The organism is Chthonomonas sp. (assembly GCF_035294505.1).
In the GTDB taxonomy this organism is placed as follows: domain Bacteria; phylum Armatimonadota; class Chthonomonadetes; order Chthonomonadales; family Chthonomonadaceae; genus Chthonomonas.
The window spans coordinates 21,038-46,823 of the sequence record NZ_DATGKU010000174.1; the positions used below are offsets into that span (position 1 = coordinate 21,038).

At 55.1% G+C, this 25,786-nt stretch carries 19 protein-coding genes and 1 tRNA gene; 8 read left to right on the plus strand and 12 right to left on the minus strand.

What is annotated here, in order from left to right; genetic code table 11:
* The first annotated feature begins 12 nt into the window (after positions 1–12).
* The 5 genes from VKV18_RS10025 (at position 13) to VKV18_RS10045 (ending at position 8,117) form a co-directional block, all read left to right on the plus strand.
* Positions 13–3,894: a DUF4175 family protein gene (locus VKV18_RS10025; protein WP_324204067.1), complete on the plus strand. Its 3,882-nt coding sequence runs from the start codon at positions 13–15 to the stop codon at positions 3,892–3,894.
* Positions 3,891–5,000 carry a prenyltransferase/squalene oxidase repeat-containing protein gene (locus VKV18_RS10030; protein WP_324204068.1) on the plus strand — a complete coding sequence of 370 codons (1,110 nt, stop codon included), beginning with the start codon at positions 3,891–3,893 and terminating at the stop codon, positions 4,998–5,000. Before VKV18_RS10025 ends, VKV18_RS10030 begins: the two co-directional genes overlap by 4 nt.
* 17 nt (positions 5,001–5,017) lie before the next feature.
* On the plus strand, positions 5,018–5,764 hold the full coding sequence (locus VKV18_RS10035; RefSeq protein ID WP_324204069.1) for a YdjY domain-containing protein: 747 nt from the start codon (positions 5,018–5,020) through the stop codon (positions 5,762–5,764).
* Positions 5,727–6,638 carry a hypothetical protein gene (locus VKV18_RS10040; RefSeq protein WP_324204070.1) on the plus strand — a complete coding sequence of 304 codons (912 nt, stop codon included), beginning with the start codon at positions 5,727–5,729 and terminating at the stop codon, positions 6,636–6,638. The genes VKV18_RS10035 and VKV18_RS10040 overlap by 38 nt, the downstream gene beginning before the upstream one ends.
* Before the next feature lie 180 nt (positions 6,639–6,818).
* A complete protein-coding gene (locus VKV18_RS10045) occupies positions 6,819–8,117 on the plus strand; it encodes a TIGR02710 family CRISPR-associated CARF protein (RefSeq protein WP_324204071.1) in 1,299 nt (432 codons plus the stop codon).
* Positions 8,118–8,247: 130 nt separating this feature from the next.
* Here the strand turns inward: VKV18_RS10045 and VKV18_RS10050 are convergent, their stop codons facing one another.
* The 12 genes from VKV18_RS10050 to VKV18_RS10105 all read right to left on the minus strand — a co-directional run bounded on the left by VKV18_RS10050 (position 8,248) and on the right by VKV18_RS10105 (position 19,348).
* On the minus strand, positions 8,248–10,155 hold the full coding sequence (locus VKV18_RS10050; RefSeq protein WP_324204072.1) for a serine/threonine-protein kinase: 1,908 nt from the start codon (positions 10,153–10,155) through the stop codon (positions 8,248–8,250).
* A 61-nt stretch (positions 10,156–10,216) separates the two neighbouring features.
* Positions 10,217–10,804 (minus strand): hypothetical protein, encoded by a 588-nt coding sequence (locus VKV18_RS10055; protein WP_324204073.1) that lies wholly within the window; start codon positions 10,802–10,804, stop codon positions 10,217–10,219.
* Positions 10,776–11,495: a hypothetical protein gene (locus VKV18_RS10060; protein WP_324204074.1), complete on the minus strand. Its 720-nt coding sequence runs from the start codon at positions 11,493–11,495 to the stop codon at positions 10,776–10,778. The genes VKV18_RS10055 and VKV18_RS10060 overlap by 29 nt, the downstream gene beginning before the upstream one ends.
* Positions 11,496–11,544: 49 nt before the next feature.
* Complete coding sequence (locus VKV18_RS10065; protein ID WP_324204075.1) at positions 11,545–12,282, minus strand: LON peptidase substrate-binding domain-containing protein; 738 nt, start codon at positions 12,280–12,282, stop codon at positions 11,545–11,547.
* Between the two features lie 11 nt (positions 12,283–12,293).
* Entirely contained in the window at positions 12,294–13,079 is a 786-nt protein-coding gene (locus VKV18_RS10070; RefSeq protein WP_324204076.1) for a hypothetical protein, read from the minus strand.
* A 3-nt stretch (positions 13,080–13,082) separates the two neighbouring features.
* Positions 13,083–14,495 (minus strand): RsmB/NOP family class I SAM-dependent RNA methyltransferase, encoded by a 1,413-nt coding sequence (locus VKV18_RS10075; protein WP_324204077.1) that lies wholly within the window; start codon positions 14,493–14,495, stop codon positions 13,083–13,085.
* An 8-nt stretch (positions 14,496–14,503) separates the two neighbouring features.
* A complete protein-coding gene (gene sucC / locus VKV18_RS10080) occupies positions 14,504–15,655 on the minus strand; it encodes an ADP-forming succinate--CoA ligase subunit beta (RefSeq protein ID WP_324204078.1) in 1,152 nt (383 codons plus the stop codon).
* 28 nt (positions 15,656–15,683) lie between these two features.
* Positions 15,684–16,586 (minus strand): hypothetical protein, encoded by a 903-nt coding sequence (locus VKV18_RS10085; protein ID WP_324204079.1) that lies wholly within the window; start codon positions 16,584–16,586, stop codon positions 15,684–15,686.
* Positions 16,543–16,962 carry a ribosome silencing factor gene (gene rsfS, locus VKV18_RS10090; RefSeq protein WP_324204080.1) on the minus strand — a complete coding sequence of 140 codons (420 nt, stop codon included), beginning with the start codon at positions 16,960–16,962 and terminating at the stop codon, positions 16,543–16,545. Before rsfS ends, VKV18_RS10085 begins: the two co-directional genes overlap by 44 nt.
* 52 nt (positions 16,963–17,014) lie before the next feature.
* The gene (nadD, locus tag VKV18_RS10095) at positions 17,015–17,605 is read right to left on the minus strand and encodes a nicotinate-nucleotide adenylyltransferase (protein WP_324204081.1); all 591 of its coding nucleotides are present in this window, start codon (positions 17,603–17,605) and stop codon (positions 17,015–17,017) included.
* A gap of 6 nt (positions 17,606–17,611) precedes the next feature.
* Positions 17,612–19,141, minus strand: a complete 1,530-nt coding sequence (locus VKV18_RS10100; protein WP_324204082.1) for a PIG-L family deacetylase — start codon at positions 19,139–19,141, stop codon at positions 17,612–17,614.
* A 117-nt stretch (positions 19,142–19,258) separates the two neighbouring features.
* A tRNA-Ser gene (locus VKV18_RS10105) sits at positions 19,259–19,348 on the minus strand.
* Positions 19,349–19,581: 233 nt separating this feature from the next.
* Here VKV18_RS10105 and VKV18_RS10110 point away from each other — a divergent pair.
* From VKV18_RS10110 to priA, 3 genes are read left to right on the plus strand one after another with little or no spacing between them, the layout of a single operon-like run.
* On the plus strand, positions 19,582–22,620 hold the full coding sequence (locus VKV18_RS10110; RefSeq protein WP_324204083.1) for a hypothetical protein: 3,039 nt from the start codon (positions 19,582–19,584) through the stop codon (positions 22,618–22,620).
* Entirely contained in the window at positions 22,610–23,278 is a 669-nt protein-coding gene (gene plsY / locus VKV18_RS10115) for a glycerol-3-phosphate 1-O-acyltransferase PlsY (RefSeq protein ID WP_324204084.1), read from the plus strand. Before VKV18_RS10110 ends, plsY begins: the two co-directional genes overlap by 11 nt.
* Positions 23,275–25,785, plus strand: coding sequence for a primosomal protein N' (priA, locus tag VKV18_RS10120; RefSeq protein WP_324204085.1), 2,511 nt, complete (start codon positions 23,275–23,277; stop codon positions 25,783–25,785). Before plsY ends, priA begins: the two co-directional genes overlap by 4 nt.
* Position 25,786: the final 1 nt, after the last annotated feature.

The window sequence follows — 25,786 nt, forward strand, 5'->3', positions numbered from 1 at the left end:
GAGGCTATCGCCATGGAAACACCGAATAACTTATTGCTTGCCAAACTTCAGGCCGCACGTACACGCTATCGCCTGCTTACCGCATTGTCAGGCCTTTTCTGGACGTTGAGCCTATCTATCCTCTTCATCATCATAGGGTTCTATGTGGATCGCTACATCACTCTCTCCTATACCGGCCGAGTCGTTTGGCATGACCTTCTTATTGCGCTCGCTCTGCTTTCCCTAGCCCTAACGCTTGTGGCTGCCTTACTCCGCAAACTGCCCGACACACAATTGGCCGTTCGGGTAGAACGTCGCTTTCCGGTGTTTGCAGAGCGGCTTCTTACCAGCCTTAGCCTCATGCCGGCCATGGCTTCCGACGCCGCGGGCTTCTCTCCCACCCTCGCGCAATCCCTGCTTCGCGAAACCCACCAGATCGCTGCCGACCTCGACTTTCGCAAAGCCGTTAGTACCACGCCGCTGCAACGTGCCACTCTTGTCGCTTTCGCTTGCCTTCTCTTGCTACTGCTGCACATCCTGTTTGCCGGTCAAGCCTTCGGTGTTTGGATACTGCGCCTCTCCTACCCAAAGCAAGATATCGCCCCCTTCGTTGCAACCCGCCTGCAGGTTCTTCCCGAAAAAACCCTCCTGCCTGAAGGGGCCTCGACATGGATCACCATCAAAACCTGGGGCAAACCGGCCACACAATGCACGCTCCGTATCCATCGGCAGACCGACCCGCCCGACATTTGGCAAACAATAGCGCTCGATCGGCCCACCACCATCCAAACTGCCGGCTCTCTAAAAAGCTCTCTCTTTCGTTACCGCCTTGCACATCTCACACAAAGTGTGTCGCTCATTGCCCTCGCCAACGATGGGCGCTCTAATACGCGAGATATTACGGTTGTGCCGCTTCCTACTATTGTGAATGTCCGGCTGCGCATCCAGTTTCCGGCCTATACCCATCGCCCACTCCAGATCATCAATGCGCCCACAGGCAGCTTTACCGCTCTCAAAGGCTCGCATGTTCAGGTGAGCGCTACCACCAATACTCCGTTACGCTCCGCCCTCTGTTATCTTAACGGAGTACCATCCGCTTGGCATATCGCCGGCAAAACACTCTCCGGTGCTTTCAATGTGATGCAGAACGGCACCTATCGCTTCATCCTAACCGACCAGCATGGCTTTACGAATCCCAATAGCCCCACCTATACCATTCGTATGGAGCGCGATCAGCCTCCCTCTGTTCAAATACAGCGACCGGCCACCGACCTTGATCTCGTACCCAACGGCTCACTGCCACTGGTGGCCCACGCCTCCGATGACTTCGGTATAGACCACATGGACTTGAACTACCAGAAAGCACATCAAGACCCGACGCAGCTCTCAACTGCATTGCCAAAGGGAGCACCCTTTCATCAACTCCCACTGCCAGGGCCTACCGGTGCCCCCTCGGCCGACATTCGACTCCGCTGGCACCTGGCAAGTATTCAGCCGCATGTGGGCGATGTTATCACCTATAATGTAAGCGCCACCGATAACGATACGGTAGATGGCCCCCACACGACAACCTCGCTCTCCTATCATATCCATATTGTTAGTGTGCCCGAAATGCAACAGAGGCTGAAGGAGGCACTCGACGAAGAGCAGCACGCGCTTGAGGAGTTACGGCGCACGCAAAACGAAGCCCAACAACAAACCCAGCAAGCCCGCATTCATCCCACCCCCGATCGCATCGCACGGGCAGCTCAAACACAGATGGCCACCGCCGAACAGGCTCGGTCTTTAGCGCAAGAGGTTCAGAACCTCACCCAGCAGCTTCAAAATAACGAGATGGCCACGCCCTCTGAACTCAACCGACGCCAACAGGCGGCAGACGCCCTGCAAGCTCAGGCCAACCAGAAAATGCCCAACACAGCCCAAACACTCCAGCAAGCGGAATCGGCCAAAGCACTACAGCGTCTCGATAACCTCAACCAAGCCGGTCGGCAACAAAATAGCATTCAAAAAGATCTCGATCGCATCCAGCAACTTCTTTCGCGCACCCCTTCGGCCGATCAGCTAGCCCAAAAAGCGGCCTCCCTCGCCCAGCAACAACAGCAACTCGCCGATAGCTCTCGGGCCATCGCGGAAGACCTTCGCTCAAATAACAAAACGATGGCACCCGAAGATAAGATGGGACTGCAGGTTGAACGTCAACAGCAAGCGCAGGTTAACAAAGAGACCCAACAGCTGGAGCAGCAACTGCGGCGCGCGGCGCAATCCGCCCAAGAACGAGGCGATCAACAGACCGCCCAGGCGCTCAAACAGGCAGAAGAAGCTCTTAAACAGGGTCAAGTGCACTCCAACCAACAACAGGCTCAGCAAAATCTTCAACAAAACAACCCGCAAAATGCGGCCCCGCACCAAGATCGCGCCGCTCAAGCGCTTCAAAAGGCCGCAGAGGCCGCACAGCAGGCCGCGGGACAACAGAACCAAATGACTTCTGCCGAGCAGCTCGAGCAGGAGGCACAGCGCCTCCAGGAGCTAGCCCAGCAACAACGACGTGTGGCTAACCAGATTCAACAGCACCCCGATTCCTCTCAAAGCCATACTTTGAGCCGCCAAGAACAACAGATACAACGCCAGGCGCAACAAGCACAAAACGCCCTACAAGGCGTGCCCCAAGCCCAGCAAAACCTACAAAATGCCCAACAGAACCTTCAGCAATCGGGACAACAGCTTCAGCAAAACCGGCCACAACAAGCCCAGTCGCCAGCTAATCAGGCGGCACAAGACCTTCAAAAAGCGGCTCAGAACGCCCAGAGAGCAGCCCAACAACTCCGGCAAATCCAAGCGGCTCAACAACTTGCCGAAAAGGTGCAGGAGCTTGCCCAACTGCAACATGGCCTGCTCGATACGACCCGTCGTCTCGATAAGGCCGCCCAACAAGGGAACCTCGACAGCAACGATATGCGTGAACGGCGGCAAGTTGGCGCCCGTCAAGAGGACGCCGAAAACCAAGCCAACGAACTGGCCGGTAAATTCCCCTCGCCCGCGTTTCAGCGTGCCATGCGCATGGCTGCAGGCCAAATGGATAAGGCAAGCAAAAATCTGAATCAGGATGAACCAAACACCGGAACTTCAACTCAACAGGCCCAAGAAAACGCGGCTCGTACTCTCGATGCCATCGCGAAAGCTCTGCAAATGCAAGCCCAAAATAGCAGCGGTCAGCAACAGGCCGATCAACAAAACGGCCAAGAGGGAGCGAACGCGGCCCAGCAGGATGAGATGGCAGAAACTCTCGGTGAACTCATGTTAGGTCGCTCTCTCCAGAACCAACTTCGCCAAGAAACAGGCCAACTCGACAGGGAGCGCGCTCAACGGCCAGACCACTCCTTAACCCCTCAACAACAGCAACAGGCGGAGCATCTCGACCGAGGGCAGCAGATGACCGAAGAGATCACCAACGAGGCAGCGCAACACCTTCAGCAGATGCCCGATGCGCAAAGAGCCGCACAGCAAGCGGGGCAGCATATGCAACGTGCTGAACAACAGTTGAGCCAAAAACAGACAGGTCGGCCCACCCAGGAGCAACAAGACCAAGCCCTGCATAACCTTGATCAGGCCATACAACAAGCACAGCAAGCCTTACAACAACAGCAGCAACAGCAACAGGCCATGCAGCAAGCCATGCAAGGTGCCCCACGCCCCATGCAACGTCCGGGCAGCCAGCCACAAATGCAGCCCTTCACCCGCCTTGAGGGCGTTCAGCGTGGAGCCCTCTTCAGCCCCAATATGCTGGCGGGTAAGCCTTCCCTCGATCCGCGCGCCCAACGAGCGCTCCAACAAGGCCGACGCGAGAAAATCCCACCCGAGTTTCAAGATTTTGTCTACCGTTACTACGAGAGCCTTGCGGAGAAAAAAGGGAAATGAAGCGCCGTTTATGGAGTGCGCTCTTCATGGCTTTCCTTCTCTTTCTAACAGCCGCACCTGCATTCGCCGGCCAGCAGCGAACAAAACGTCCTGTATCGCCCTGGGATGTCGAAGCGCGTCTCTACCTCGGCACGCCGCAATCGGAGCGCGCTGTGGAACGTGGCCTTAAATACCTGGCCGCTCAACAGATGCCCGACGGCCATTGGGCTAGTGGAGGCTACCCTGAGGACGTGGCCATCACCGGCCTTTGCTTGCTCGCCTTCCTTTCCGCCGGTTACCAACCCGGCCGCGGCCCCTACGGCACCAACCTCGATCTAGCCGTGGATTGGCTCGCCAAACAGGTACAAATGAGCGGACAGTTCGCCCCACCTGGCCTTATCCGTAGCGCCAATGGCGGCCCTCCCATGTACGGACACGGATTTGCTCTACTTGCTCTCGCCGAAGTCTATGGCATGACTCGCCTACGCGGCCTCAAACCGAAACTGGAAGCCGCCATTCGACTCCTGGAAGATACGCAAAACCAAAACGGCCAACCCTGGCTCGATGGGGGCTGGCGCTATATGCCTCGCCCAGGCGATGCCGACCTGTCTGTCACGATCGTCGAGTTTATGGCTCTTAAGGCCTGCCAAAATGCCGGCCTCGCCGTCTCCCAAGAGACCCTCAATCGCGCTATCGGCTATATTCGCCGTGCTGCCAACCCAGATGGTGGCTTCAGCTATCAAATCGGTCAAAATCAATCCAACGTTGCTCGGACCGGTGCCGGTGTGCTTGCCCTCTATCTCTCTCATCTTAGCAACACCCCAGAATGTCAAAATGGCCTTCGTTATCTCGCCGAACATCCTCTTGATGCGCGCAACTTCTGGCTCTATCGAGAACACTTTCACTATGCTATCTACTATGTAACTCAAGCAGCCTACCAAGAGGGCGGTACGCTTTGGCGCACTTGGTATCCTTCCATTCGCGACGAGCTTGTCCGTACCCAAAATGCAAACGGAAGCTGGGAAGATACCCCCTTTGGCTCCGATGCGGGTGGCGTCTACGCCACCGCAATGTCCATTCTCGTACTTCAAGTCCCAGCCGGCTTATTGCCGATATACCAAAAATAGGTCGCATGGTGATGGTGATGAGGTTCTTCAAGCTATTCCACATCGCTCAGATCGCTGCAGTCATCCTTTGCCCTCCGGCCTGTCTCAGAGCGATTTCTGCACCACCTTCACCACCGAATCCGTCGCAGGCGAAGGTCTCTTCCACCAAAGCGCCTCCTATCGAAAAGATCACAGATAATCTCTACCGACTCGGCACCCTGCTTATAGATATGAAAGCACACACCTTAACGTGCCCCGGTGAGATCAATATGGATTCAGGGGATGTGGAATATCTCGCCGTCACCCCTATGGGAAAGACTTACGAAAGCCTCCTCCGGCTCGACGTTAGACCTCTCTACCTTCAGGTAGGGCTTCTGCTGCTAGGCCTCGAGCCGAAAAACGTGCTGCAATATCAAGGCGACCCCACGTCACCCCAAGGAGATCCGGTGGATATCCTTGTGCGTTGGGAAGACGGCAACGGCAAAGAACACGAAGCCCGTGCAGAAGACTTTCTCATGGAAGGTTCTAACAACAGCCCAATGCCCCACCATCCTTGGGTCTTCACAGGTTCTCGTATTTTGCCGGAAGGCTTTGAGGCCGATCTCTGTGGCTCACTCGTGGCAGTTTGGCACGACCCCGCCGCTATTTTAGATAACCCTATGCACGAAATCCAAAACGACTGGATGGTCAATCCTGCCAAAACTCCACGAAGAGGCACTTCCGTGCGAGTCATTTTCAAAGCGCTCCATGTTCCTAACCAGACCCATCCGGATAAGAAGCCTTAGATTCCCCCGCTTTCAGGCCCTTGTAGCCGTCGTAAAGCGCCAATGGCGTGGACGTGCCTGGTGGTGGGAAGTAAGCACGGCCTTGCTGCTCTTTGGCCTGTTTCTTCTCATCGCGGTGGGGCTTCAAAAAACATGGCTAGAAACTCCGTGGCAGCATACCAGCAGCACAGGAGATCGTTGGGGACACTGGCTACAACAATGGGCCTCTGCAGCCTTTGTCGCCTCTGCTGTGCTCCTTCCCTTATCCGGAGTCACCTTAGGCGCTTATGCCCAGCCAGCCGCCATCGAGACCTCCGATTTTAAAGCTGCGCTGCTCACCGACCTTACCCCGTTTGAACTTCTTGCTGGTCGTCTTTTCGCCCGTCTTCGTGTTCCTGTTCTCTGCTGGCTTTGCAGCCTCCTGTTCTGGAGCTGTTTACAGGGTGTACTCCATCCGCTACCCGATATCCGCATATTCGGTGTCCTCAAAGCCCACCTGATTCTTCTTTCCACCCTGTTTCTGTTCGGCGCCATAGGGTGCCTCGTGTCAGGGAAATCGTCGCCCGGGCGCTCCACAACCCGTAGCCTCATTGTAGGCTATACGCTCTTTTTGCTTCTCACTACCGATCTCTTCCTGTTCAACCCCATCCTAAATACCATGCAAAACCCCACGTCTTCCATTGTCATGCTACTCTTCATGAACCCTGTGGTGGCCGTCACCACCCCCATCAAATTCGATCTCTTGCGTACCCAGTGGGTTTACGACCACACCATCGCACCGGACTATCCTTTTCAATACCCTCGCTGGCCTTACCAAATGCTTGTTTTTCTTGGCCTAACCCTCCTCTTACTTCTCATCGCCCAAAAACGCTGCGCGAAAGCCTATCTTTCTTAACTTCCGGCTTCAAACACTGACGAGCTGGTAAAAGCATGTGCCTTCTCGGGGCTTGGCTTGGCAACACTCGTCTATTTGGCACCTACACCGATCACTTCACTACGGAAACCCTTTACAAGGACATCTTTCCGTGCTAGAATATCAAAAGTAAATAGACGCTACCAACGAAAGGGCATTCCTATGTCAACTCATCACAACGAAACCTCGCGCAATAGCGCAGACAAATATAATCTTCTTATCTGCACTATTGGTGGCAGTTCCGAGCCGATTGTCGCTTCACTGAAGCACTGGAAACCAGAAAGAGTCGTGTTCGTTCCGTCGGCTGAGACTGAGAAATATATCGAGGGAATCAGATCGCTCGCGGAGCAGAATGATTTGAGGATCAGTCCAGGACAATGCGATACGATAGTACTTACCGATGGGCAAGATTTTGCCAGATGCGTAGAAGAACTCCGTGATCTTACCCCATTAGTTAAAGATTGGCTGGAGCGCGGTGATCGGTATCAGGCCGTCGTAGACTTCACAGGAGGCACGAAATGCATGGCAGCCGCGCTAGCTCTACAAGCTCGCGACTGGCGTTGTATCTTCTCCTATGTGGGCGGGGCACAACGTACGAGCAATGGTGTTGGCATTGTTGTATCCGGCAAGGAACAAGTGCTTCACACTAGCAATCCATGGGATGCTCTCGGGTTTCAGACAACAGAACGCTTCGCCGTGCTCTTCGATCAACACGCATTTGCTGCTGCAGCAGAAGTAGCTAAAGTCGCGCGGAATAACACATCTTCTCCATCTCTGAAACGAGAGTTGAATGCCCTCTGTCAATTGGCCGAAGCGTATGACGCATGGGATCGCTTCGACCATAAGCAAGCCCTCTCCAAACTTCAAGAGGCCATGAGGGCCATAAACGATCTGGCAGCAGCACTACCCTCCCTGAGATCACACACACTAGAGCGCCTCTTCGATTCACATTACCAAATACTTCAACAGCTGGCAAGCGATCCTTTACCAGATCAACAGCACATCAAAGACCTCGTATCGAATGCCAAACGCCGAAAAGAGGAAGGCAGGCTTGACGATGCCGTCGCTCGGCTCTATCGCGCCGTCGAAGCCCTTGCCCAGCTAGCATTGAAAGAGCGCCACCAAATCCCTAATACAAAAGCCGTTCCCCTGAGCAGCATTCCAGAACCCTTACGCTCAGAATGGGTTAATCGAACCAGGGAAGGAAAAGTCATGCTTGGCCTCCGAGATGCATATGCCCTTCTAGATGTACTTGGGGATGAGTTGGGAGCAAAGTTCAAGAGCCTCAAACTTGACGGAGATGAAACACCATTAACGGCTCGCAACGAGTCTATCCTTGCTCACGGCTTTACACGGGTCTCAGAAGAAGTCTACTGGCAGCTCTGGACTGCAACGCTTCAGCTAGCAGAACTGGATGAGGAAGCATTTATCACATTCCCAAAGCTACAACCAACTCACTAGACCCACACATAGCGACAGGAGTAGGCTTTTGTAAAAAAGCTCGCGCTGTACTTCCTTCACGAGAATATCATCCACGCAAGAGTGGCTACTGCACCAACATAGGAAGGATGCATCGTTTCGCGGTATCGCTCTATAGCCTATTCAATCGCCACATCAGGCGCCGGCCCTGGCGATCTCGCTCCCATCCCTGCATCGCCTTGCCTGAGGAGTCAATATACCCCTCCACTTGGCGCACGCGCCCTCCACCAGCCGGAGAAACGATCTTTAGCACCACCACATTGCCGTTCAACCGTCCCTCCACACGAGCCATACCATGCCCAGAAAGCCCCTCTACCCGCCCCACGAAACGGTTTGCGCCCAGCGCATAGAGTCGCACCTTTACCCGTTGCCCTCCAAGAACTCCCTGCCAACGGCCCGCCAGCGTTACCGCAGCCCCCTCTCCTTTGTTTGTCCAAACCCATCGCTGCACAAAGGTGGGGTTGGAAAACACCGTCTTCTGAGCCACCAATGCCATCAAGGCAATCAAGGCTAAAATACCCGCTGTCCCAATACGCCACAAACGCCGCAACTCTCCCATCTCCGGCAAAACCCCTTTGAGAAATCCCGCCACTATAGTCCCCCCAATGGCCCCGATCACTCCCCATGCCAAAGCCGGGACAGCTATGCCGAGAAAGCAGAAAGCGCCCGCCACCGTGTCGCCAAGAGAGACAAAAAGTAGCGCAGAGAGCGCCGCCCCAAGCGCTAAATAGCGTAAGCCTAATAGGGTCGCCTGCTGAACCAACACAATCCATGATACGGAACCATGCAGGCTAATTAGCGGCACATGAAACAGAAAACTTAACCCGCCAATACAGAGCAAAATGCAGATTAACGAGACCAACATGGAGATGGGAAACAGCAGCCACTGTGCTTTTCCAAACATCCCTAAAATCCGGTAGATAATCAAAAGAACCCCCACATCTAAAATCGCTCCTAACACCGTGTAGGGAGCCACAAACGGATAGAAATAGACAGGCGACCAGTTGCTTATTACCGGATCGTACCAGAGCGAACTTCGCGCCGGGAAGAGAAATAACGGGTTCCAACGTTCTCCACCCGGCAACCAAAACGAGAGAAGGCCCCGCAGCACCAAAAGACTCCCACCTCCGAAGGCAGCCGCTTTTACCAGAGATCGCCAATGCACCTCCGTTTGGGGTGGTTTTGGCGGGGCATCAAGTAGGGCTAATATGCCTCGAGGAGTTAAACGATCGCGTGGGTTCTTCTCTAAACAGCCCGACGCAATCGTCCGAAAAGGCTCCGGCAACCGATGGAGATAAGAGGGCGGTAAGTGCAAAACCGCATGGATTTTCTCCTCAATGCTTTGCCCTTCGAAAGGCAGATGCCCCGTAAGCGCCTCCACCAGCACCACGCCCAACGACCAAATGTCCCATGCCGGAGTTACGTAGTTGCGAAATGCCTCCGGCGGCGCATAGGCGGGGGTGCCCATCACGGTAGTTGCCGTAGTCATATCCCCTCGTGGCCCTAGCTCGCGCATCAAACCTAAATCGGCAAGCTTCCACCTTCCCTCACACCACAAAATATTAGCCGGTTTTACGTCCCGATGGACCCAGTGTTCCGGACGTTCGTGAAGGTAGAGCAGAACATCGCACATCTGTCGCAACAGCGTCTCTGCCTCCTCAGGTGTCAGCAGCCCACGCTTCAGTCGTTGCTCCAGACTTTCATCGGCACGCTCCATCACCAAATAGAGCATGGAAATCGTCTTACCTTGAAAAGAGTATGTGAACTGCCCGGGAGCGAAATAGCGGATGAGATTGGGATGATGAAGCGTTGTGGAGGTTTGCAACTCGCGCAGCTGCTGTTCTCTTTGCTCCTCCGCAACCCGAAAGAGCTTCACCACCACCTCACGCAGAGCACGACCCGCAACCACCTCGTCCGCTAAGAAAACAGCACCGTACCCCCCAACTCCTATCCGTTGGCGAAGATGGTACTTTCCGTCTAAAACCTGTCCTTCGAATAAGTCCCAAAAAAGATCGCTCATATCTCTAGAAAGAGGCCTGCTTCCCCCTCTTTGCACATAATAACACCAATCAAGGAATTTTTCAAATGCTTTCCTGAAGACAGCGCCGCCAAAGCGACCTATACCACACGACGCAAAATCCCCAAAGCGGCAGCATCAACAAGGCGGTGCCGAAGTGCGCGTGCACCGAAAGGTAGTTGTGATAGTACGAGAGGCTATGCTGATGACTTAAAAAGTCGAAATGCTCTCCGTTGAACGGCCAGAGATAGTAGTAGAGCAGCAACGTCACCCCGGCCAACACGGTGTAGAAACGCAGCCAGCTGAGGTCGGCCAGTACGGCAATGGGAACGATCCATTCAAAATGTTGTTGCCCCGCATGAGGAGTAAAAACATAGTAGTTCGCAATCGCCAAACAGACTAATTTCCCCATATCCGCACGCCTTCGCCAAAAAAGGAGATAGATCAGCAGCCACCCTAAATAGAGCAGCTTACGGATAATCCAGCCGTTGAATGCGCGCCACCACGGCCAAGCAGGAAACAGATTTGCCGTGCTTGCCAACCCCCAATCTCCGATATCTCCCCGATAGTGCACGACATCGTGCAGAATTACATGCGGCACCTGCAGGTAGAGTATCCAGAGGCTAATAGCCGATGGCAGCAGCACAATCATGAGAAATAAAAGTCGTCGCCACCACCCCTGGAATCGCGGCAAAAAAAAGCGGTGCTAACACTCCTGGCCATGTACGTGCAAGCACCCCTAAAGAGAGCCACAAGGAAGTAACAACCGGGAAGCGCCCTTCAGAAGAATGGCGTTCAAATGCAAGAACCGCCAGTAAGGTAAACAAAGCGGGAATGCAATCGAACTGCCCATGTACCGCACAAGTAAAGATAGCCACAGGGTTAAGAATGTACCATAGTGCTCGCCGGAAAGCCATCTGAGGACTCTCAGGATTCCTGAAAAAGAAGTAGAAATAGAGAGCGAACCCCACGGCTACATCGCAGATAATAGCCGGTAACTTAACGGCGAAGTAATCGGGCAGATGGTACACCGTCTCCAATCGGCCGGCCCACAACAGAAGGGTGGGCCAAAGGGGTGGCCAGTTCAGTTTGTGGGTAAGGTAGGGGTTTTTGCCCATACCCTGATACATCAATACCGTGCGCCACGCGCCCACATCGTAAGAGCCATAAATAAGATAGGCCGGCACAAGCCGAATAGCGAAACCCAGCACGAGAAGCAGCAAAACATAAAACCCACTCTTCCCCTCTAGGGCAGTACGCCACCGCGTCTCGTCCTGACGTGTACTCTCGCCCTCATGCTCTACAGAGACGGCGCGAAGAGATGTATCCTCACCGTGAGTCATGTGCTCTATCTATAAGCGCAGATCTTTAGCTAGAAGCGCAGATCTTTAGCTAGTTCAGACTATCCTTGAGAAACTCTTGCCAGTTCGAGTCGGTGAGGTTGATGGGCTTTAAGACTTCCTGTTTCTCTTTATAACCCTGCTCTGCATTAAGCCTCTCTATATCTTCCAATAAGCTCATCTGCCCTTTCAACCACAAAATCTCATGCTCGATCCGCTGTGCGGTATCGGTTAGCTCCAGGAGAATCTGTTTCTCTGCGGCGTCCTGCAACAACACCGAAGCGGCGCAAAAGGAAAGCGTCACCGGATCGCCAGGCAGTTGCACCGGCGGCAGAACCTCTCCGGAACGTGTGGCCAACATCTCTAAATAGCGCACAAAAAGGGCTGCGAGTTTTCCCATTAACGGTGCTATTCGCCGAGAGTCGTAAGGCCTATCTTCAAGCAACTCGGCCTTGCCGACTAAATAAGGCAGATCGGCCTCCGTGTATTCTAGCAGTCGAAACCGATATCGTCCGGCTACTACCAGATTCATCCGGCCATCTTCAAAGCGTTCCATGCCAAGTATCTGGGCTGTACACCCCACATTAAAAGGAACGGCAGGCGCGCCTACCTCATCCCCCTCTCGAATAAGCACCACGCCGAATGGATTTCCCTGCTGCAAGCAGCGTTCGATCATCACCTTATAGCGTGTCTCAAACACATGCAGCTGCAGCGGCATATGAGGAAATAGTACCGTATGCAGTGGAAACAGCGAGATATCGAAAATCTTCTTGTTCTTATCAATTTCCATCTACTTGCCCTTTACTGATGCCTTTCGTATCTTGTAAGCAGGTCGGCAAGGGTCTTTTCACACGCGTTTATCACCGCCTTCTCCCTCTCCCCGCCCAGTTCACTTGCGTGATAGAGAGCTAGCGCCGTCCGATAGTGGAACAGCGCCCTTTCTAAATTTTCGAGGGCCTCAGCGTGCAGCCTCCCTAAGGCCTGGTGGCACTCCCCCATCGCGAAGAGATGAATCGGCGTGGCGGGAGCAGCCGCATAAAGCTCTATCGCCCTCTCATAGCGGGGCAATGCCTCAAGCGCATAGCCACGTCGAAACAGGGTTGTCGCGATTCGCATACAGAGATAAGCCTGCTCCGCCTCCGTATCACTTCTCAAAGCGAGCAAGTCCAACTGATGCTCATAATGCACGAGCAAAAGGGCCAATCTCCCGAATGGATGCCCCTCCAGAGTGCGGCAGCAGACCACGGCCCGATGAGCACATTGCTTCATGCGTTCCTGTGAGTCAGGCTGATCCGCCAACAGCCCCCACACGTCCGTGGCCTCCTGGTAGGTACGAGCGGCCTCGGCCGGTCTATCTTCGCGTTCAAGCCACTCAGCACAGAGCGTGCACGCCTCCGCTCTGGCACGCCGCCACAGTTCATTAGGTTCCAAGCCCTCACCTTCAGCTAAACGCTCCGCCTCGGCATAGCGTAACAAGGCGAGTTGAAGCAGCCGCACACTTTCACGGTTGCCCCCAAGCGCTCGAATGGCGCGTGCCTCTTCGGTTAGGCGAAGAGCCTCCTGATGCTGTTGTTCTGCAGTCGCCATCGGTTACTCGCATCGGCGCAAAAGCGCCACGAAAAAGGCATCGAGGTCGTGCCGATGAGGCCAAGTACGCACATAATCTCCTGCACATAACGCCTCAAGAGGCGGCATATCCTCCGCATGCCTCGAGGCGTTCCTTCGTTTATCAGCCGATTCTTTCTCGGCTAAATCCGCAGCGTTCTTCCAAGCCTCCCTCAGCGCCTCTAAAACCGGCTCCTTGCGAAAACCTCGGCCTGCCGGAGTGCTTAGGAACCACTCTACCACCTCTTCGTTCTGCTGTGGCTCGAAAGCACAGGTAACGTAAACGATCCGACCCCCCGAAGCCACCAGCGAAGCCGCCTCCAATAACAGATTTCGCTGTATCTGTGAAAATTCCTCTATGCACACCTCGCGCCACCGAGCGTCGGGACTCCGGCGCAGAACACCACTGCCACTACAGGGCGCATCGAGAAGAACACATTGTGTCTGGCTGCGTATTTGTTCTATTCTACGCCAGCTCCTCCCCCGGTGTTGCCACTTACCTGTTTTATCTGCTTCTACCAAGAGGGGTTCCACACAGCGAATCTGGGCATGCCGTACACGCTTCACCAACTCCTTAAGCCGCCCCTCATGCACATCTATCGCCAGGATACGCCCCCTGTTCCTCATCAATGCCCCTAAAACAAGCGTTTTCCCCCCACCTCCGGCCCCAATCTCGACCACGGTATCGCCCGGCCTCACACGAGCTAGAAAGGCGCTCAGCTGGCTCGCCTCCTCCTGAATTTCAAACCATCCCTCTCGATAACCGGCCAACGTGTAAACGTTGGCCCCAACAGGCGCATAGACTCCCCAAGGGGACCAGGGGGTTGGCCTAAGATCAGAGTGCACCTTCAGAAACTCCGCTCGCGACACCAGCAGAGGATTTACCCGAAGGATCGTTGGGGCCCGCCGATTGAAAGCCTGAGCAGCACAAATGGCTTCCTCCGGAGGAAACAGCTGAAGAAGCGACCGGGCAAGCGAGTCGGGAAAAGAGAGCACATAACGAATGTAGTCCTCCGGGACATCCGGTGTGGGCATGGCCGCAACGGCCGCCTGCAGGCGCTCTTCCTCAACAATGGCTTGGAAATGAGGGGGTCGGGTTGAAACAGGGGCCAAACTTAAGTGCAACTGCAACAGAGTGTCTGGGTTCTCTGCTAGTGCTAACCGGCTCAACAGCCACTGATACTTACGTCGAAAACGGATGGCATCGAAATAGTGCCCGGCACACCACCTACGTTCATGCGCATTCAAATAACGCCGAGCGCGGAATTCGCTATTGGCAAGTCTGTCCGCCGGAGTATGGGCTTTGCTACTCTCCCAAGCCGAATAAATCTCTCTTAGGGCTTGCCACGCTCTGTCCGTGGCACCGCGCTCTCGCTGTTCCTCACGAAAGGGAGTCATGCACGCTGTCAGCGGGTCAGTGCCACGATCTTTTCCGCCGCTTCGGGCATCGTCGCGGCCGGTGTAATGCCCTCCTGTGCCAGAATAGCCGCTCCCTCTTCGGCTCGTGTGCCGGCCAAACGCACAACCAAAGGCACCTTCACTTCCAGCGAATTCTTGGCCATCACAATGCCTTTGGCAACCTCGTCGCAACGCGTGATCCCGCCAAAAATGTTGATTAAAACACCGCGAACCTGCGGGTCGGAAAGCACAATGCCCAAACAGGTCTTCACACGTTCCGACTGCGCCCCGCCACCAACATCCAAAAAGTTTGCCGGACGCCCGCCCGCTCTTTGAACCGCATCCATGGTCGCCATCGTTAACCCGGCGCCGTTGCAGATAATTCCCACCTCCCCTTTAAGTCGCACATAGGCGATATCGAGACGATGGGCCTGTGCCTCCAAGGGGTCTTCCTCGCTCTCCTCGGCAAACGCGGCCAGATCGGGATGCCTGAAGAGGGCGCTGTCGTCTATCTCGATCTTGGCATCGGCCGCCACCACTTGCCCCTCCTCGGTTACCGCCAACGGATTGATCTCGGCCAAGGACGCATCCACCCCAACAAAAGCGTTCAAAAGTCCACGGAGTGGGCTAACTAAACGATTCACCAAAATAGGGTCTAACCCCGCCTTATAACAGGCCTGCCTAATCTCAAAGTCGTGAGGCCCCTCCAATGGATCAATGGGAAGGCGTACCACCGCTTCTGGCTCCTCTGCGGCCACCGCCTCGATATCCATCCCACCTCTAGCGCTCACTATAAGCACATTGCGTTTGCTAACCCGATCGGGCACAACCCCCGCATATATCTCCTGCTGAATGCGTATCGGCTCCTCGATGAGAAGCTTCTCTACCTTCAATCCCTCCGGCGCCTGGTGAGTCTTTAAAAGCATGCCCAACATCTGTCGGGCCAACGTCTCACCCTCCTCCGGGGAAGAGGCAATACGGATGCCACCGGCCTTTCCACGTCCTCCCGTGTGTACTTGGGCCTTCAATACCCCCTTCCCGCCTAACTGCGCAACCTTCTCACGCACCTCCTCCGGCTTAAACGCCACGCCGGCGTTTCGTGGAATAGGAACTCCGTAACGTGCCAAAACCTCTTTCGCCTGATGTTCGTGTATCTTCACCTCACTACTTCCCTTCTATTGAAAAGAATTAGGCGCTGCTCGCCCTACGCGAAACCAAACGCATGTCTACTAACACGAAACAGTAGTAGAGCAGCGCCAACAGCGCCACTCCCAGCACCCCGAGCGTTATCCCATGAGAACGAGGCACTATCCACAGCAGAACGGCAAGGAGAATGGCATCTATAACGAAATAGATAAGCCCCTTCACGGTCTCCCCATAATACCAATGTCCAAGCCCAGGGAGAAGCGCCGAAAGCAGCAGCCCCACAAAGGGATGCTTCTCGACATCCTCGGTGATCACCGCGCCCCAATCCTGCTGCTTCACCAACAGATCGCCGAACTTTTTCTCTGCCGAGGCGCGCTGCGGGTCTGCTAGCGTGGCCCGATAGTAGGCTGCCATCGCCTCATCCACCCGCCCAAGTCCCTGGAGAATATCTCCTAGCAACTCCAAACCCAGAGCATCCTTTGGGTTTTTCGTTAAGGCTTCTCGACACTTGGCCTCTGCCTCTCGGTAACGCTCCCTCCGACGCAAAAGCTCGGCCTCACGCTGAAGGCGTTCGGCCTCATACTTCTCTTGTAAGGTTGCCTCACGAAAGTCGGGCAAGCCCAAATCTATCTTCTTAACCGCCTCCGCCTGAGCCTCAATCTTCTTTGCGATAAGCTCGCTTAGGGAGACTTCGGCCCCGGTGCTCCTAGCTAAGTCGGCCCCAGCAGGAGACACGCCGCCAGCGCTAGGCCCGCTCATTTCTAAAAGTTTTTTGGCCTGCTCTGGCGTTATGCCCTGCTGTATCATCTCCTGGGCGACCTCCAAAACCCGCTCATCAATTGACGGCGAAGCCTTCATCTCTGTCCCCGGCAACGGTGGCATCGCTTGGGTTCGCTCGGCATTATTCGACGGAGTCTTGGTGTTGTGTTCTTCGTTGGGACTCATGTTGCCCCTCCAGTAGCCTCTCTATGGAGATGCGCGGTGCGGCCGACCAGAACGACTCGATGTCGTAAAAAGCCCTCTGCTCAGCAGCCATAATGTGCGCCACGACATCTCCGTAATCCAGCAATATCCAGGTGGCCTCCTGATACCCCTCGATCCGCAACTTCCGCAGACCGCGCTCTTCCATCTTCTCCTCCACCTTATCGGCAATAGCCCGAATCTGAATGGAAGACTTCCCGGTGCAGATGAAAAAGTAGTCTGCGATAATCGTGAGGTCGCGCAGGTCTAGAGCCACCATCTCCTCCGCCTTCACGGAATCGGCGGCGTTGGCAATGACCCGTAACTTCTCTTCGGCTGTAACAACGTCCGTTTTTTTCATAAAAGCCTTTCCGGTCTGCTAATATAGACGCCCTTTCCTCTTCACTCGTTCCTCACTTATAAAGCCGGTGTTTGCGGATATACTCTACCACACCGTCCGGCGTTAGGTAGCGAATCGGCAGGTTATGGCGAACCCGATGACGCAATTCGGTGGAGGAGATGTCGAGCATGGTGGAACCGAGCAGCAGAATGTTTTCTAGATACTCTAGCGGTAAGCGGTCTCGCAGACGATTGAGCGAATATCCTGGGCGGGCCGCGGCAATGAATCGTGCCATCCGCATCACATCCTGATGCCGATGCCAAGTTAATAGATCGCAGACAGCGTCAATGCCGGTAATGTAAAAAAACTCATCCTGTGGGTACTGCTCACGCAAACTGATCAAAGTATCTATCGTGTAGGACACGCCGCCCCTATCAATCTCGATGGGAGAGCACTCGAAAGCCGGATTCCCATGGATGCCGATGACCGTCATCGCATAACGATGCTTTGGTGGCGTGATCTCCTCGTTTTTCTTGTGCGGAGGAATGCCGGCCGGCACAAAGAGAATTTTATCTAACCGAAAGCGCACACGCGACTCTTCAGCCACAAAGAGGTGCCCATAATGAATCGGGTCAAAGGTGCCTCCGATAATTCCAAGCCGCATGACCCCTTACCCACGCTCCAACGCTGCGATGGCACGGTCGTTGTTTGTAGGTTTCACAGAGAGCAGACACATGCCGCTTTGATCGATGAGAACCCGCGATAGATAGGTTTTAATCCCAAAACTAATATTTGTTACAGGGTTGTTCCCCGCCTCTTGCTCCAACAATCGCCATGGCAACACCACCGCCAAGTGACGCCCATCCACATTCACCCACCCGCCTTCTGGCAATGCCTGGTTGGCCACAGGAAGCTTTAGACGGAGAGCGGTTGCCGCCGAGCGTCCCCCTTCACCAAACGCTCGCAGCTGTAATACGTAGCGATAACGAGCGCTGACCGGTTGGCAGAACTCCAAATCGAGGCAAAGCGTTTCACCTCTCCGACACGCACAAGCCGACCGCAGATCGGCCCCTCCCTCCAGCGTACGCAGAAGATTATCACCGACTGCATCGAGAAAAACGGGTGGCGTTCTCTGCCACCAATGCTCCACATTGCCCGCCGACGCAAGCTGTGGATGCCCATTTAACTGCGGCAAAGCCTCCGCAGGTAAAACACCGAAAAGCTCGGTCCGACGCGCAAAGGAGGTGAGGAAACGCGCCATCATCATCGTTTGACTATGGTAAGCCTCGATCCCCTCCAGTTTTCGGCGCTCCTGCACTTCGGTGAGAGGCAACGACATCCATAGGGTACCGATATGCAGCATACCTCGTGGCGGAATAAGCGGAAACGTTAAGCCGATGCCTTGAGGCTGCGGCCAATCGCCACGATGCACCAGATAGTGCACCAAGAGCGCCCGACCGGCCCAATTTGCCGTACTCGGCTGCCCACCTAACTCCTCAAGCGCTAGCGACACGAAATAGGAGGCTGCCCGATGGTCGGGATGATCCTCTTGTGGATCGGTAACCGCAATAAGGTTAGGCCGAAAAGCGCGCATGGCCTGCTCTATGATCTTCAAAAGCTCACTGCCACAGTAGGGTGCGTGGGGATAGAGCGCTTTCGAGTAGGGCACCCTATCTGCCCGTGTGTACGGAGAGGTGTAGAGCCGTTCTGGTGTCCAGAAATCAAGCCAGAGTCGCTCTAGGCCTTGATCGGGATATCCAAGAAAGAGGACATTTTTAGGCGAAAGCCCCAGCTTAGAGAGCGCCACCAACGATTCCTGCTGACGATGGGAGGCAAACTGGAGGAAATCCGCCGGCCCCACGCGCATCTTGTGTGTATCGCACTCCACCGCGGTACGAAACCCATCCCCATTGGTTAGAATGATGACCTCCACCTTCCCCCCAGCCGCAAGAGTCTGTTGTATAAGCCCGGCACATCCTAATGTCTCATCATCCGGATGAGGCGCAAATACCAGAAGACGTGTTTGGGCGGTTGGCGCCGACATGCGAGGCAGATGCAACTCGGAGAAATCCGTATTGGCCTCATGTTCATGCCAAAGGAGGGCTAAACAGACCCCACCCATATAAACGCAGGGTAAGGCGATAAGCATAAGTAGGTAGCGCACATAGGGGCGCATCCGCTGTATGGGGTTCCAAGTCACGCGGGAGGGTTCCTCCAGTTCAACCCATAGGTGTTTCGAGCCGTTAGGCGCCGTTTCACTTTTTACGCCATGCTCAGAAACAACAAAAGCTCTCACCAAGCAGAGACGATAGCGAAGCGGAGTGAGAGGGATTCGAACCCTCGAATGGTCTTTCGACCATTACACGATTTCCAGTCGTGCTCCTTAGGCCAGCTCGGACATCACTCCGTACCGCGTTATCTTATTATACAATACCGCAAGCAGCCTGTCAAACGAACAGAACAGCAGAACGCAAGCCGGATGCTTCCGCAGGAGACGTTGCCAGTGCATCCTAAGCTAGATACCTGCCTTTTCTCAGTCAAACAGAATATGTCAAATCGTCTTTATGCAACGGCGACAAGCGCCCTCACGCTGAGGTTTCCGTTGCACGCTCTACACAATATGGGTAGAATCCCTATGTCATGGAAACCGCAGACACACAGATCGCAGCGCTTCAATCACTTGGCATCGAAGACCCCAAGCGTGCACTCCAACGTCTTACCCATCTCGCCGGTCGGGGGGTTACCGACGATGATCTGGAGCGTCTCTATCCACTTCTGTTTCGAGCGCTTCAAGAAAGCCCCGACCCCAATCGCTCCCTCCTCGCCTTCTGCCGCTGGTTCGAGGCCACCGGCAATCCTCTCGTTTATCTAAACCTCCTCTGTGCCCATCCGGTTGCGCTCGAAATCTTCTGCATCGTTACCGGAAGCAGCCAGATTTTCGCCGATCTACTCGCGCGTCAGCCCGAATGCTTTGAACTGATCGCCGATCCAGGCCAACGAGGCGAGAGTCGCCCAGTCGCAACGCTTACCCGCGAGATTCGCAACCTCGTAGAGGCATGCAGCTACCCCGACCTGAAACGGGAGGCCCTACGACGCTGGAAAGCGCGTGAGATGCTTCGCATCGGTGTGCGCGACCTCGCAGGCATTGCCAGCCTTACAGAGACGGCTCGTGCATTCTCCGACCTCGCCGATGCCTGCCTACAAGCAGCCCTCGACATCGCTTACACCATCTTACCAAAACCAGATCAGAACCCACCGGCCTTCGCCGTCATCGCTATGGGCAAGTTGGGTGGACGCGAACTGAACTACAGCAGCGACATAGACCTGATGTTCGTTCATGCCGACGATCTTCCCGAAACCCTCCTTCTAGAGGATGGAACCTCAATCAATACGCTTGCTTGGCTTAACCGTCTCGCCGAAACCCTTATCAAAACCCTTTCCGAAGAGGGCACGCATGGGCATGTGTTTCGCGTAGATATGCGCCTTCGACCTGAAGGCCGCTTTGGCCCTCTTGTTCGCTCGCTCTCAGCCTATCGTTTCTACTACGAGAACTGGGCCGAGCCTTGGGAGCTACAGGCGCTTATCAAGGCCCGCTTCGTTGCCGGCCATCGAGCACTCGGTGAAGCCTTTCACCGCCTTATCACCCCCTTTGTCTATAACCCCTTCCCGCCTCCCGAATTTATCGCCTCTATCGTGGAAAATAAACGGCGCATCGAGCGCAAATGCGCGCTCGAAGGACAAACGGAAAGCAATATTAAAGTGGGACACGGTGGCATTCGCGACATCGAGTTTCTCGTACAACGCCTTCAGCTTCTTCACGGTGGCAAACTACCCTCTCTGCGCACCCCAAATACCCTCCAGGCACTCCAACGCCTCTATCAAGCGGGCATTCTTCCAAAAGAAACTCATCGCCACCTGGCTGAAGACTATGTCTTTCTAAGAACGCTAGAGCACCGTCTTCAACTGCTCCACGGACACCAAACACAAACTCTTCCCCCTCCCCGCTCACCAGAACGCCTTCGTCTGGCGCGTCGAATGGGTTTTGACTCCTCAGAGGTTTTTGAAACGGAACTGTCCCAACGGCGCGCTCGTGTGCATACCTATCTTCAAAATCTCTTCTATGGGGAAATACCATCCCCAAGACTTCCGGCCACGACGAACACCGATCTGGCAACCCTCCTCGATACCATAGATAGCCCGGCCTCTCAAGCACAGCTCATCCGTCTTCTGCACGATCACGGCTTCCATCACCCGGAAAAGCTTATTCCTCTCCTCCAAATGCCGATGCGAGGAAACGAATATGGCGGTATGCCCCCGGATACCCCCATCGAATTTAAGAACATCGCATCGCGCCTTCTCGAAATGGCGGCTCGTACCCCCAACCCCGACGCCGCTCTCTTCGGCTTCGAGGCCCTCGCCATCGCCGTGCCCAACCGGGCCCAGCTCTATGCTGCCTGCGACGACAGCCCTCAAATGCTGGATAAACTTCTGCGACTGGCCGGAGGTTCCCCTCCATTGTTCCAACGCCTCGTACGACATCAAGAGTGGCTGGAAAACCTTATCAACCCTGAAGAGGAATCGCGCGATTGGTGGCACCCACTGCGAAAAGTAAAAGATTACGGTGCTCAAATAGACGCTTTAGCTACCAATATCGAGAGAAAATGGCTTGAGATCGGGGCACGAGATATTTGGGGCGAAATAGACGTTCTAGAGGTGCAACAACACTTAACACAACTCGCCGAACAGACGCTTCAGATACTTCTGGAACTCTGCGCTCAAGAACTCGCAACCCAAAATCGTGCAGATACCTCACAAGAGCTTGCCTCCTTAGCCGTATTTGGCCTGGGCAAGCTGGGCGGGCAGGAGCTAGGCTACGCAAGCGATTGGGATGTCATCTTCCTTTGTGACGAATCCTGCCTCCGCGATACGGCTCGGTCTCGTACCCTACATCGCATCATCGAGCTTCTGGAAGAGGCTATAACCCATCTCGCCACCCATAATCTGCCGATCACACTTGATTTGCGACTTCGCCCCTGGGGGAAAGATGGGGCGCTTTTCACGAGCCACAAGGCGTTGTATCACTATCATAAAACAAGCGGGGAAATTTGGGAGAAGCAGGCGCTCCTAAAAGCGCGATTCGTCGCCGGTAACTCCAAACAAGGTGCTTATGCCACCCAAGTTCTACAGGCCATTAGTTACCCTAAGCCCTTCCCAAAAACCTACACCGACGCCATGCGTGCCATGAAGCGACGTATCGAAACAGAGCGACTTGAACCACACCTTCGTACCAGCGACCTAAAGCTAGGCCACGGCGGTTTGCTCGACATCGAATGGCTTGCCCAATGGCTCCAGATGCAGCACGGGCGGCGTATCTCCGGCCTGCGATGCCCGAATACGGTGCAGACTCTTGGCTCCCTTGCCGATGCGCATCTTCTCGATAACGCCGAAGCCGATGTGCTTATTGCTACCTATCTGCAGCTTACACGCGCTCGAAACGCCCTCTGGCTCTATACCGGACGATCGCAAGATCGGCTTCCAGAAGATACAATATCTATACGTGCCTTTGCTCGGCTTCTTGGCTATGTGGACGACCAAGAAGGAGCGCAAGCGCTGAGCGATCTCCGCAGAGCGATGAACGAAGCACGCCGCATCTTTGAAAGCCGATTCTATGCCGACTAACCTGTTACCTATGCTGCTACTTGTTGGTAGCTACCTCATGGGTTCTATTCCCTTTGGCTACATCGTCGTACGGTTGCTGAAGGGTGTGGACATCCGCACCCTCGGCAGCGGCAACATTGGCATGACGAACGTATGGCGTATCTGCGGTAAGGGGCCTGGCCTCGTTGTGTTCCTGCTCGACGTGCTTAAAGGCGCCGTTCCTCCTTTGTTAGCTTCTCACCTGCAGCTTTCCTCGCTCTATCAAGTGCTCGCCGGGCTGTTGGCCATTATTGGGCATAACTACTGCATCTGGCTCGGCTTTCGAGGAGGTAAGGGCATCGCTACCAGTGCCGGTGCCCTCATCGGCATCGCACCCAAAGTGATCCTTCCAGAATTCGCCGTCTTTTTTGCCGTTCTTCTCGCCTTCCGCTATGTCTCTTTAGCCTCCATTAGCATCGCCATCGCGTTGCCGATCTGGACATTCTTCTTCTACCCACACGATTCGCCGCGCCTCTTTTTCAGCTTAGCCGCCGGCTTGCTGGCCCTTTATCGCCACAAACCGAATATGCAGCGTCTACGAGCCGGCACCGAGCCGCGGGTACCTCTTCGACTTCCGAAACGCTCTACCGCACCCGGTTCAGACGATGCGGCCTCATCCGATTCACCGCAAAGCTCATGACCCGTCCCGATGCAAATAGCCATACCGGCAGTCTTTGGGAAGAATACGCCGCCTACGATATTGCCGAAGTTGCCGTGGACGTGGATGCCCCAGACCTCTCGCCCACCTACAGCTATCTCATCCCCGAATCACTGCGAAATCAACTGCAGGTCGGGCAGTGCGTACATGTCTCGTTTGCCGGCAGAGAGGTGTTAGGCTATGTTCTGGAACGTAAAACGTTGCCCCAAGACGATCCGCTTTGCGCCAAACTAAAGCCGATTCTGGGCATTGTGCCCGAAGCCATCTCCATCACTCCGGAGCAGATCGCACTGGCACGATGGATGGAAGAGCACTACGTCTGCGATCTGCAGAACGCGCTGCGCTGTGTGGCTCCAAACGCCATGGGGGCGCGGCTTACTATTAAAGTCCGGCTCAGCGATCCTAACCTGCGCGGCAAAGACCTCGGCAAAGCGGTAAAGCAAGCGCATCTCATAGAGACCCTTCGCGCCCTCGGCGGAGAGGCGGAACTGGAAGAACTGCGCAAAGCGGCAGCCCTGGATGACTTTCGCACGGTCTATAAAACTCTGCTATCGAAGCAGCTCCTGATAGAGACGCGCGAGATCGAGCGAAGCGGCGCCGACCTCCAGAAAGTCAAGCTCTACTCCCTCGGCCCGGCGGCTGAGGTCATTGGACGGGCGGGAGTGGGGCGCAGAAGTCCTCAACAACAGCAGATTCTGCATGTGTTGCAGGAACGCACGCGCGCCGGCCAAACCGAGATGACGGCAGCAGAGCTTATCGAAAGCAGCGGTGCCTCCTACGCCTCCTTACGCGCCTTGGTAAAACAGGGCATTCTCTCGGTCCGCGAAATCACTCGTTATCGCATGCCCTATAAGGCCACCGCAAAGCGCACCACACCCCCACCTCTTACCCAATCCCAGCAGCAGGCTATACAACGGATACGTTCCTTCCTACAAGCGCGCTTGCAAAAAACGCTCCTCCTTTTCGGTGTCACTGCCAGCGGCAAAACCGAGGTCTATCTCGATGCCATCTCCTACACACTCGCTCAAGGCTACAACGCCATCGTCCTTCTGCCCGAGATCGCCCTTACCGCACAGGTGGCCGATACGTTCATCGGTCGCTTCGGCGAACAGGTGGCCCTCCTGCATTCACGGCTATCGGAAGGCGAGCGCTACGATGAATGGCGCCGTGTGCAAAGCGGCGAAGCACGCATCGTCATCGGCGCCCGCTCGGCCGTCTTTGCTCCCCTGCAAAATATCGGGCTCATCATCATGGATGAAGAGCACGAACCCTCCTACAAACAAGAGAAAATTCCGCGCTACAATACCCGTGCACTAGCCGAAGAGCGGGCAAAATACAACAACGCGGTGCTGCTACTGGGGAGCGCTACCCCGGCCTTAGAAAGTTTCTATGCTTCAGAGTGCGGCACCATAGAGCGCATCGAAATGCTGGAGCGAGTAGACAACCGGCCCCTGCCTCACGTCCATATCGTGGATATGCGGCGGGAGTTCCAAAAAAAGCCGGTACTTTTTGCTCAGCCCCTCGTGGAAGCCATCGCCGACCGACTATCCAAACGAGAGCAGGTCATTCTGTTTTTAAATCGCCGTGGTTACTCTCAGTTTGTCCTCTGTAGAGATTGCGGTTGGACGGCGCGTTGCCCGAACTGCGCAATCTCTTTGGCCTTTCATCTCGCCGATCGCTCTCTTAAATGCCACCACTGCAACTATCTCTCCTCAGCTCCTCTGCTCTGTCCGCAATGCGGTGGCAACCGGGTAAAGGGTTTTGGACTAGGAACCGAACGCGTTGAAGAGGAAGCCTTACTGCTTTTTCCGCAGGCGCGTATCGCGCGTCTTGATCGAGACACCACCGTGCGGAAAGAGGCTCATGCACGCATCGTGCGCGATTTTCGGCAGGGCGAGGCCGATATTCTCATCGGCACTCAAATGGTCGCCAAAGGCCTCGATTTCCCGAAAGTTACCTTAGTTGGAGTCATCAATGCAGACACTGCCATCAATATGCCGGACTTTCGGGCAGCCGAACGCACCTTTCAACTTTTGACTCAAGTGGCGGGTCGAGCTGGTCGTGGTGAGGTGGCGGGGGAGGTCATCGTCCAAACGTTTTGTCCTGAACATTATGCCATTCAAGCGGCGAGCCGGCACGACTATGGGGCCTTTTACCGTCAAGAGCTGATCTATCGCAAAGAGCTTTGTTATCCGCCGTTCAGTCGTTTCGCCAACCTGATCTGTGCTTCCCAAAACGAGGAAGTCGCGGCAGCAGGAGCGGAACGGTTAGCGACCATGCTCGCACGCCTCCGCCCTGCCTCCGTGGAGATCATCGGGCCGGCTCCGGCCTCCATTCCCAAACTCAAAACACTATTTCGACACCATGTCGCCCTCCGAGCGCCTGTCGAGTTCCCGCTGCATCAGCTTATTCGTCAGGCACTCGACAACCTGCCGTCCGCGCTGCGCTCCCTGATCGTTGTAGACATAGACCCCATCAGCATGGCGTGAA

Excerpts from the sequence above, each read along its gene's own strand:
- VKV18_RS10025 (WP_324204067.1), top strand. The coding sequence starts at position 13 with ATGGAAACACCGAATAACTTATTGCTTGCCAAACTTCAGGCCGCACGT.
- VKV18_RS10030 (WP_324204068.1), top strand. The coding sequence starts at position 3,891 with ATGAAGCGCCGTTTATGGAGTGCGCTCTTCATGGCTTTCCTTCTCTTT.
- VKV18_RS10035 (WP_324204069.1), top strand. The coding sequence starts at position 5,018 with ATGAGGTTCTTCAAGCTATTCCACATCGCTCAGATCGCTGCAGTCATC.
- VKV18_RS10040 (WP_324204070.1), top strand. The coding sequence starts at position 5,727 with ATGTTCCTAACCAGACCCATCCGGATAAGAAGCCTTAGATTCCCCCGC.
- VKV18_RS10045 (WP_324204071.1), top strand. The coding sequence starts at position 6,819 with ATGTCAACTCATCACAACGAAACCTCGCGCAATAGCGCAGACAAATAT.
- VKV18_RS10050 (WP_324204072.1), bottom strand. The coding sequence starts at position 10,155 with ATGAGCGATCTTTTTTGGGACTTATTCGAAGGACAGGTTTTAGACGGA.
- VKV18_RS10055 (WP_324204073.1), bottom strand. The coding sequence starts at position 10,804 with ATGATTGTGCTGCTGCCATCGGCTATTAGCCTCTGGATACTCTACCTG.
- VKV18_RS10060 (WP_324204074.1), bottom strand. The coding sequence starts at position 11,495 with ATGACTCACGGTGAGGATACATCTCTTCGCGCCGTCTCTGTAGAGCAT.
- VKV18_RS10065 (WP_324204075.1), bottom strand. The coding sequence starts at position 12,282 with ATGGAAATTGATAAGAACAAGAAGATTTTCGATATCTCGCTGTTTCCA.
- VKV18_RS10070 (WP_324204076.1), bottom strand. The coding sequence starts at position 13,079 with ATGGCGACTGCAGAACAACAGCATCAGGAGGCTCTTCGCCTAACCGAA.
- VKV18_RS10075 (WP_324204077.1), bottom strand. The coding sequence starts at position 14,495 with ATGACTCCCTTTCGTGAGGAACAGCGAGAGCGCGGTGCCACGGACAGA.
- VKV18_RS10085 (WP_324204079.1), bottom strand. The coding sequence starts at position 16,586 with ATGAGTCCCAACGAAGAACACAACACCAAGACTCCGTCGAATAATGCC.
- rsfS (WP_324204080.1), bottom strand. The coding sequence starts at position 16,962 with ATGAAAAAAACGGACGTTGTTACAGCCGAAGAGAAGTTACGGGTCATT.
- nadD (WP_324204081.1), bottom strand. The coding sequence starts at position 17,605 with ATGCGGCTTGGAATTATCGGAGGCACCTTTGACCCGATTCATTATGGG.
- VKV18_RS10110 (WP_324204083.1), top strand. The coding sequence starts at position 19,582 with ATGGAAACCGCAGACACACAGATCGCAGCGCTTCAATCACTTGGCATC.
- plsY (WP_324204084.1), top strand. The coding sequence starts at position 22,610 with ATGCCGACTAACCTGTTACCTATGCTGCTACTTGTTGGTAGCTACCTC.
- priA (WP_324204085.1), top strand. The coding sequence starts at position 23,275 with ATGACCCGTCCCGATGCAAATAGCCATACCGGCAGTCTTTGGGAAGAA.